This window comes from Opacimonas viscosa, from assembly GCF_024199005.1.
Classification (GTDB): Bacteria; Pseudomonadota; Gammaproteobacteria; order Enterobacterales; family Alteromonadaceae; genus Opacimonas; species Opacimonas viscosa.
Window position 1 is genome coordinate 1 of sequence record NZ_JANATA010000074.1, and the last position, 308, is coordinate 308.

At 46.1% G+C, this 308-nt stretch carries 1 protein-coding gene; it reads left to right on the forward strand.

Translation table 11 applies throughout. The annotated features are described in order from the left end of the window. Window positions 1-308, forward strand: a 308-nt coding sequence (locus NLF92_RS12750) for an ABC transporter permease (protein ID WP_254102578.1), incomplete at both ends; no start/stop codon positions are given.

Here is a 308-nt window from a genome sequence, read left to right on the forward strand (position 1 = left end):
TGCCGGTATTCTTTGCCTTTCCGGTATCGCTCATGCTGATGTTTTTCTACTTCAACATGATTTGTGTATTAACGTCGTTTGCCATGATCGAGTTGTATCACGAGGGTGGTATTACGCTAGTGGATTATATTCGTGCGCTGTTACAGCAACTTACGGTTGTAGAAGTGGCGGTAAGTATGACGAAAGCCATGGTGGGCGGATGCTTGATCGGTCTGGCGAGTTTGTATTTTGGCTACCATGTCGAAGACCGGTTTACCGATGTATCCCGCGCGATTTCTAACTCCAACACGTTTCAGTTGTTTGCCTTT